An 8,130-nucleotide genomic window follows, 5' to 3' on the forward strand; every position below is an offset into this window, starting at 1 on the left:
GATCGACAGCGATCCCCGCTGCTTAAGTGAATGATTGTACTCTGCCCAGTTCCGAGTCTTGTACGTCGTCGGTATCCAGGTGCTCATCGCAACCCGCTACCACGCTGGATTCACACAGTGATTCCCCTCACGGTGGGATTTGTGCAACAAAGCCCTTCCCACCCTCCGAGCTATGCGAGGCCGTCAGCGCCCATGTCTTTGGCGGAAAACGAACTCCGGCAGAATGGTCTCCCACTCGCTGCGCTTGATGTAGGTCTGAAAAGCTTCCTCGTTATCGGCCTTCCGCCAGCGGACGATGGCTCCGACCTTGCCAGAGATCAGGTGCGTATCTGCGGGCGGCGCCCAGTTTGCCGCCATGCGGCCGAGTACGCGGCCGTGTCTGTCGAGGGTCATCCATTTTCCCTCGCGCCGCTCCAAGGTCACCGCGTCGTCGATTTCGGCTTCGGTGATGGCGGCAAGCGTTTGGCTCGTCTCGGAGAGGCGCCCGGCATAAGAGAGATCAACAGAGCCCATGTCTGGCAGGTGATATTGGTCAGGCTCGGGCAAGTCGGAAGCTCGCGGTGCCGCGACTTGGCGTAAAAGCTCGCTGTCGCTGTCAGCATGGACGAACGCATGAGCCCCGCAGGTTACCACGGCAAGGCTCCGGCGCGCGCGCGTCATCGCGACGTAGAAGAGGCGCCGCGGCGCCTCGCCGTCCTCGCCCTGCGAGATCGCTTGCCAGCCACCGTTCAGGATCACCACATGATCGAATTCCAAGCCTTTGGACCGGTGAGCCGTGAGCAGCAGAAGCCCGCGCTGCGTTCCTCTGACATCCTGCGCCCATTCGGCAAGCCATTCCAGCGCGTCGGGAACCGGGATTGTCTTGGCGCCAAGTTCGCGGGCCAGGTCCGCGATGCCTTCGGCAATCAGAACAACCCAGCGCGTCAACCGCTGCTGGTTCAGAACATCGAGGATGTCCTTAATTGTGAGCATCGCAGCCGGTCGCTGCCGCAGGCCAGCCACCAGTTTTTGCATTTCACGAAGGCGCCAGATACTTGGGAGTTTCTCATTGGCCATCTCCACCTGGAGACCCAGCTTTTCTGCGTATGCCCGCACCGGCCCGAGCCGCCGCCAATCGCGCGAGATGATGGCCGTGCGCGACCAAGAGAAGTCCGGGTCCAGATGGGAGATCCTGACCAGTTCGTCCACCGCTGCTACCCCTTGGGCAACGTCGTCCCCCGGCACGTCGAGGAACTGCGCGCGTCCCTGTCCCACCGGGTCATAAGTCGCCATGACCCCGCCACCCGGATGAAGGCTGCGCAGCTTGTCCACAGTGATCGGATGGCCGGCCTTCATGCGCCCCCGAGCAGGCTCGATCACCTGATTTGAAGCGTCGATGATGAAGCGGGTAGAGCGATAATTCTCGGTCAGGAACTTCGGCTTGGCGCGGTAATCCTCTTCGAAGCGACGGATGAACGAAATGGAGGCGCCAGTGAATGCATAGATGTTCTGGTCGTCGTCCCCCACCGCAAAGAGGCTGAGGCGCTGGTCAGGATCGTCGAGCGAGCGCCCGGCCACGGCTGCAATCAGCGCATATTCTTCTGGGCCGATGTCCTGATATTCGTCGACGAGAATCCACCGATAGCCTTGGATCAAGGCCTCGCGCTGCGCCTCGGCCTCGGCGCGGCTCAGCCCTTCACCTGTGATCATGCGCACGGCATCACGCAAGATGGCGTCGAAGTCGCGGGTCTCGGTGGAACCACCGGCAAAGCTTGCCCCCACCAGTCGCATGGCGAGCGCGTGACAGGTCGAAACGGTGACCCAAGCGGCATCCTCCCCGACAAGACGGCGCAGGCGGGCACGGATCTCGGCTGCGGCATGGCGGTTGTAGGTTAGCACGAGGATGCGCTGCGGGTCTTCACGCCGGACACGCAAAAGATAGGCGATACGGTGAACCAGCACTCTTGTTTTGCCTGATCCGGGGCCGGCCAGCACAAGGACGTTGGTCTCCTCACGGTCATCGGCCACGATTTCCTGCTGGGCGGGGTTGCCAAGATCCTCGACGATCTGCCTCCATGCCCGTCCCGTGGTTTGGCGGCGTATCTCGACACCACGCCCTGGCATCCAGCGGCGTAGGAAACGATCCTGGTCCAGCGTAAAGTAATCCTGCGTGAGACTTTGCGCCTCGTCGATCCGCTCCAGTCCCTTTTCGGCATAGGCGGCCATGACATGGGTCTGCAGCGTCTGCTCACGGTAGTGCTCTTGCAGCGGCAGGAAATCCTTTGCTGCGAAAGGCGCGCGCTCTGGGTTCAGATGAATCGTCATGGCCGAGCGGAAGACTGTCAGTCCCTTGCCAAGCGTCAGCACCTGCTGTTCGTGCAGCCAAAGGAGCGTGCGCTCCATCAGCTTGGTCATATTCTTTACGCCCGAAGTCTTGATGACCGCATCACCGTTCAACTGGGCCAGAAAGTCGCCAAGCGTCGTCTCAACCTGGATGTCCTTGCCCTTGGTGCCGGTTGGCACCTGGGTGATCAGAAATTCGAGAAGTCTTTCGGCAGCTGTCCAGCGCAAGGACGCTGTCTGCTCCACTGCCCGCCACGAGCGCTGAAGGACGACCTCGAGAGTTTTGGAAGAGAGCTTTCTCAGTCGGATGTTGCCTTGGCTGCCACCCTCGTCGCGCCCGTCCCGTTCGATACTGCGCAAAAGGCGTTCGAGGATATGGGGGCCTGCGCCGGAATTGCCCATCTCCCTCATTTTCTGGCTGGCAACTGTGAGGTCAAGCTGGCCACCACCACCGGTGTCGGCTTCGGGTGCCATCTCTCGCATCGTGCCAATCAATGCTTTTTCCAGAGTCCGCGCCGCCGCGAACCGCTGACGAGAGCTGTTTTCGATCCCGACGTGGATTTGGACTGTGATGGCAATATCATTTCTTGCGAGCCCCAAAGTCTCGAGGTCCGCCATGGCTTTGGCAAGCCCGCGATGCGTAAGACCGGCGAGACCGGTCAATTCGTCGGTCGATATGCCCTGATCGGCGGGCGTGTTCATCAATGCGCGCACGATGTCGAGAAGCTGCTTGCGCCGTGCGCCGGTGACCTGCGTCTTTTCGAGCCGCGCGTTCGCCTGTTCGAGCGTGCGCACCATCAGCGAAGAAGGAAAAACCTGCACCCGGTTCTCTTCGCGTGAGACGAGGGTGGCTTCTTCCAGCCAAGAAACTGCCGTCTTGACCCGCGTGTCATCCGTTGCGCTGTCGCGGATAAATTCGCGGTCCTTCTCTTCTCGCACGATCTCTCCGGTGGTCACGACGACCTTGCCACCATTCCGGCCCTGCTCGTCGATCCGACGCAATGCCTTCAGGATCGCTCCGATCTCGTGCCTCTCCAGCCGCGAGCGGGCGGTGAGGGTGAATTGCCGCTCGACGTCATCGGTATGATACAACAGAACGCAATCGGCGGGCATCCTGTCGCGGCCTGCGCGGCCCGCCTCTTGCAGGTAGTTCTCCAGCGAGCCCGGGATATCAGCATGGACAACCAAGCGGATGTCTGGCTTGTCGATCCCCATGCCAAATGCATTTGTGGCTGCAATGACCCGCAAGTCGCCCACGCGGAAGGCTTCCTGTACAAATCGTTTGTCGTCGACCGTCAGCCCTGCATGAAAATGCGCTGCGGCCAGGCCTTGGTCTTTGAGGAACGCCGCGACCCGTTCAGTCTCTTTGCGCGTGGCGCAATAAACGACCGCACCTGATCGACCCTCTGGCAAATGATCCTGTATAGCGGTCAGGATGTCTCCAAGCTTGCTCTCCTTGCGTGTCGCCAGTACCGAAAACGACAAGTTCGTCCGCGACGAGCCGCCATCGAACAGGTTCAGTTCGATGGCAAGCTTCTGTTGAAAATGGTCGATGATATCGCGCACGACCTCTGGTTTGGCAGTCGCTGTCAGGCAAAGGATCGGGGCTGGTGGTGCGTCACCCGAGAATTCACTTATAAAGCGACCGATGTAGCGATAATCGGGCCGGAAATCATGTCCCCATTTCGAGACGCAATGCGCCTCGTCCAGCACCCAGAACCCCACCTCACGTTGCTTGAGGACCGATCGCACCGATACCGAGCGGAGTTGTTCTGGCGATATCAGCAGGATTGCCGCCTGACCAAGCCTGACGCGGTCCAGCGCGTCTTGCCGCTCGGGCATCGACAGCATGCCGTTGATCGTCACCGCCGAGGAAATACCCGTGCGCTCCATCCCCTGCACCTGATCGGCCATCAGAGCGACGAGAGGTGAGATGACCACCGTCAGCGCACCGGTCTTGTCGTAAAGGCTCAACGCCGGAACCTGGTAGCAGACAGACTTGCCCGTGCCTGTGGGCAAGATGCCAAGCACATGTGAATGCGCCATCGCCTTTTCGACAATGACCTCTTGCAGGGGGCGCCCTTCGGCATCGGCTGGTTCGGCGCGGAAGGCCGGAAAGCCGAACCACTTTCGCAACGCGCCTTTGGGGTCGTTCATCGTCGCGCACCAGACGCAAGAGGGCCTGCCGCAGTTGGTGTCGCGCAACTGCCGGACGATCAGCGCTGCCTGCGGAACAGAGGCCCTGACCCAAGGCGGCATGACAGATTCCCCGCCGGAGACAGATATCCATGCCAGGGCATAGGCCATCGGCCAGGCCATCCGCGCATCACCTAGCGCATCCAGCGCTGGACCGACCTGTTCACCGCAAGCCTGATCCGCCAGGATACTGCGGATTGCGGCCAGAGCTGAGGCATGGTCCGGCGCGCCCGCATTGCGGATATACTGAAAGACCGCATCAAAGCCGTCGGAGCGATCCGTTCGCGTGACAAGGTGATGCCAAGCCACAAGCAGATCGGGCGACTGCCCTTTCAGGGCCGCGATCTGGTTGCTCAAAACATCGAACACCAGACGGGCATCAAGCTCGGGGTCATTCACATGTCCCGCATGCAGCCGCCCGTCATGATGATGTTTGACCAAATGATGGTAGGGGTTGCGCGGAAAAGCCAAGGGGTTCAGCCAAAGCGTATCGATAGGCGCCATCATTTTGTCGCGCAGTCTTGGCCTTGCTGCCAGCAAGTGCTCGATATCATGGCGCAGAACGTTATGACCAATGATGTAGCTGGTCGTCTTCAGGGCCGCTTCCAGCTTGTCGAGCGATTGCTGGAGTCTTCCTTTACCCGCCACGACCGCCGGGCCGGGACCAAAGCGCACTGCTGCCAAGTCGAAGATCTCTGCCTTACTGGGATCAACCTCTAGATCGACTGACAGGCACCGCTCCAAAAGAGGTGCCTTGTCGTCAGTTTTTGGACGCAAGAATCTCAGAAAAGGCATACAGTCCAGTCACATAATCGGCAGGTTAACGCAGTGTTAAGTCACCCCATACCGCGCGGCAAGCCGCCAATGCATACGGTACATTAGATCCGGTCCCAAGTTTTCGCTTTGTTTCCGCTATGTACTTGGGACCAGAAAGCCATTAGCGTATGAAACGTATAGATTTAATGAGGACTGTAACTCCCCACGCACAAACCCCCGCCAATGGCTTTGGAGGGATTTGTAAACATTTAGGGTCAGGGGCTGGGGGATGACCCCGCCCCCTTTTTATTTGTAGACCGTAGGGCGGGGTTTCCCCCGCCGCACCGATTATAACTTTGCGCGCTCTTCGAAACTCATCGCGATGAACGCGGGTGTGTCTTCGCCCATGCCAACGATTCGTTGATCATTGCGGCCCCGGTCATTGTTCCCACGGCCACGTCCACCACGGTTGCGGTCGTCGTGTTGTGGCTTTGGTGCAGACGCTTCGACGGCGGCAGAAACCTCGGCAGGAACTTCAGCAGGGGCCGCAACCGCCACCGGTGCTTGCGCGGCGGGTCTGTCGTCGGACGACCTGCGCGACCGGGTGCGCGTGCGCTTTGGCCGCTCAGACGTCGCAGCAGGGCTTGGCTCCGGGGCGGCCGCAACATCGGCCACGGGTGCCGCATTGCCAACGGGGCTGTCCATCCGCGGGATCTCAGTCTGTACCAGGCGCTCAACATCGGAGAGGTTCTTTTCATCGCGCGACACGCAGATCATGATTGCGGTGCCGGTACGGCCCGCGCGGCCAGTACGGCCAATCCGGTGCACGTAGTCTTCAGCATGGCTTGGCACGTCAAAGTTGAACACATGCGTCACCGCAGGAATGTCCAGCCCCCGCGCAGCCACGTCAGAAGCCACAAGGAACCGAAGCTTATTATCGCGGAATGATTCCAGCGTGCGGGTCCGGTGGCTTTGTTCCAGATCACCATGGATGGGGGCCGCATCATAGCCGTATTTACTCAAAGACTTAGCAACGATATCCACGTCGGACTTGCGGTTGCAAAAGATAATCGCGTTGCTGCATGCAGGGCCTTCGGCCTCGATCAGGGCGCGCAGCAGGGCACGTTTCTCTGCCGGCTCTTTGGTCTTGTTCGACCCTTTGAACATCACAACACTTTGCTTGATATTCACATTTGCCGTGGCCGCACGGGCGACTTCGATCTTGGCGGGATTGGACAAGAACGTATTGGTGATCCGCTCAATCTCTGGGGCCATTGTGGCGCTGAAAAACAGGGTCTGCCGGGTGAACGGCGTGCGTTTGAATATCTCTTCGATATCGGGAATGAACCCCATATCCAGCATCCGGTCGGCTTCGTCGACCACCATGATCTTGACGTCGGTCAGAATCAGCTTGCCGCGCTCCAGATGGTCCAGCAAGCGACCCGGCGTCGCGATCAGAACATCCACGCCCTTGTCGATCAGCTTGTCCTGATCCTTAAAGCTGGTGCCGCCGATCAGCAGCGCCTTTGTCAGCTTGGTGTATTTGGCGTAGGCGTCGAAATTCTCGGCCACCTGTGCGGCCAATTCACGCGTTGGCGCCAGCACCAGCGACCGGGGCATCCGCGCACGCGCACGGCCACGCCCCAAAAGGGTGATCATCGGCAGCGTGAAGGCTGCGGTTTTACCCGTGCCGGTCTGGGCAATACCCAGCACATCCCGGCCTTCCAGCGCGGGTGGGATCGCGCCGTCCTGAATGGGTGTGGGGGTATCATAGCCGGTTTCAGCTACAGCCTTCAGAACCTTGGGATCAAGGTTCATGTCAGAAAATTTAGTCATATGCATCCTAGATATGCGGCTACGGTCCGCAAAGGTGAAAGGACGCAATGTTCCAAGCGTCCGGGCGTCGTTGGCTATCTTAGCAGTTGCTGCGCATATCCGAAATTCCGGCAAGGGTCAAGGATATGGCGCCAAGCCCCGGGGCCACGTGGTCTTTCCGGCCGTGGCGCGCATCCGCGCAAAGCGGCGAAACACGGTGCCGTCGTCGTCATTCAGGGCTGTCGGCAGGTGCTGCGCGAGCAGGGGCGCCTCCAAGTCGCCTTGCAGCACTGAAAATCCTTCATGCGCATCGGCAATGCAGCCCTACTGCGATCTTGGATGCGAAACGGCGCCGTCGGGGTGCTGCCCTAAAGCACCGCTCTAATTCGTATATTTTATAAGCGAAAACAGTATATTAATGGATTTCGCCAGCTTGCGATCCGCCCCGGTTTCACCGTGATCCGCAAAGGTGGTAACCGCTGAAATCAGCCAGCGCGTTGGCAGGTGTTCCAGCAGCCAATGCTTTTGCTCGGCCCACAGCCCGCGGAACAATGCGGGGGCGTGATCGGGATAGGTGTGTTTGCGCAGATGCGACACCAGCAAGCCATGCAGCAGCGCCAGTTCCGTCTGGCCGGGCAATGCGCCCAGCAGCATGTGGCGCTTTTTCGCGACCCGGCCAAGGCCGTCCGGGCGGGGCAAGACCGGCGTGGGCAAGGGAATCGCCGCCAGCGCCCTGGGTCAGCAGTGATCGGCGTTTTTGATAGTGTGGCGCCCGCGATGAATTGTAAACCTACGCCGAGGGCCGTCTTTTTGTTTTCGTGAGGTTATCGTAGATGCGGCGCTATGACCGACCACAGATTCAGACCCGCCGTAGAGATACTATCTGTCACCGATACCGGGCGCCGCGGGCGCTGGACGGATGTGGAGAAAGTTCGGATCATTGAAGAAAGCTTTGGGGCACCAGGCTGCGTGGCCGAGACCGCCCGACGGCATGATCTGGGGCGATCTTTGTTGGTGCGCTGGCGTCGGCAATATCGTGAT

General features: G+C 60.0%; 4 protein-coding genes. 1 reads left to right on the forward strand and 3 read right to left on the reverse strand.

The features are described 5' to 3' along the window. Positions 1-183 precede the first annotated feature (183 nt). From QZ196_RS16595 to QZ196_RS16605, 3 genes are all read right to left on the reverse strand, one after another. Positions 184-5,202 (reverse strand): RecQ family ATP-dependent DNA helicase, encoded by a 5,019-nt coding sequence (locus QZ196_RS16595; protein ID WP_296428423.1) that lies wholly within the window; start codon positions 5,200-5,202, stop codon positions 184-186. Between the two features lie 420 nt (positions 5,203-5,622). Further along, positions 5,623-7,110: a DEAD/DEAH box helicase gene (locus QZ196_RS16600; RefSeq protein ID WP_296428425.1), complete on the reverse strand. Its 1,488-nt coding sequence runs from the start codon at positions 7,108-7,110 to the stop codon at positions 5,623-5,625. 360 nt (positions 7,111-7,470) lie between these two features. After that, positions 7,471-7,788 carry a hypothetical protein gene (locus QZ196_RS16605; RefSeq protein WP_296428427.1) on the reverse strand — a complete coding sequence of 106 codons (318 nt, stop codon included), beginning with the start codon at positions 7,786-7,788 and terminating at the stop codon, positions 7,471-7,473. 144 nt (positions 7,789-7,932) lie between these two features. On the opposite strand from QZ196_RS16605, the gene QZ196_RS16610 reads away from it, so the two are divergent. Continuing rightward, positions 7,933-8,130, forward strand: a 198-nt coding sequence (locus QZ196_RS16610) for a transposase (RefSeq protein ID WP_296428429.1), incomplete at its 3' end; no start/stop codon positions are given.

Origin of the sequence: Yoonia sp. (genome assembly GCF_017854565.1) — a bacterium.
Taxonomy (GTDB): Bacteria; Pseudomonadota; Alphaproteobacteria; order Rhodobacterales; family Rhodobacteraceae; genus Yoonia.